Below are 901 nucleotides of genomic sequence, written 5' to 3' on the forward strand. Positions count from 1 at the left end.
GTGCTGGCCGGCTGGCGTGACGTGTTCTCGCACGAGTACGCCTGCGATGCCGGCGGCAGCCCGCGCTGGTTCCACATGGACGTCACGCCGCTGCGCACCGGCCGCGGCGGTGCGGTGGTCGTGCATGCCGACGTGACGCAGCGCCGCCTCGCCGAGGACGCGCTGCGGCGCAGCGAGGTGCAGTACCGCTCGATGGTCTGCGCACTCGACGAAGGCATCCTGATCGTCGATGCCCGCGGCCGCGTGCAGGCCTGCTCGCCGCAGGCCCAGCGCTTCTTCGGGATGGGCGCGGCCGAACTGCAGCGGCCCGGCGCGTTCGCGCAGTGGCGCACCGTGCGGCCCGACGGCAGCGCGATGCCGCGCTCCGAGATGCCGATGCTGCGCTGCCTGCGCAGCGGCCAGCCCTGCCACGACGTGACGATCGGCGTCGTGCCGCCCGGCGGCGACCTGCGCTGGGTGCTCGCGCATGCCGAGCCGATGCACGAGTGCGGCGTGCTGACCGCGGTCGTCACCTCGTTCACCGACATCACCGAGCGGCACGCGACGCAGGCCGAGCTCGACCGCCACCGCCATCGGCTCGAGGAGCTCGTCGAGGAGCGCACGCACCAGCTGCAGCGCCTGAACCAGGCGCTGCTCGAGAGCGAAAGGCTGCTGGTCGTCTCGCGCGACAAGGCCGAGGCGGCCAACCGGGCGAAGAGCGCGTTCCTCGCCAACATGAGCCACGAGATCCGCACGCCGATGAACGCGATCATCGGGCTCACGCACCTGCTGCGCCGCGACGTGCACGAACCCGCCCAGGCGCAGCGGCTGCGCAAGGTGGGCGATGCGGCCTCGCACCTGCTGCAGGTGATCGACGACATCCTCGACCTGTCGAAGATCGAGGCCGGCCGCATGGACCTGG

1 protein-coding gene is annotated in these 901 nt (G+C 72.3%); it reads left to right on the forward strand.

Annotation, left to right across the window (positions count from 1 at the left end; genetic code table 11):
• Positions 1-901, forward strand: a 901-nt coding sequence (locus AC1D15_RS34725) for a histidine kinase dimerization/phospho-acceptor domain-containing protein (RefSeq protein WP_477829652.1), incomplete at both ends; no start/stop codon positions are given.

This window comes from Rhizobacter sp. P2_H2 (assembly GCF_056403375.1).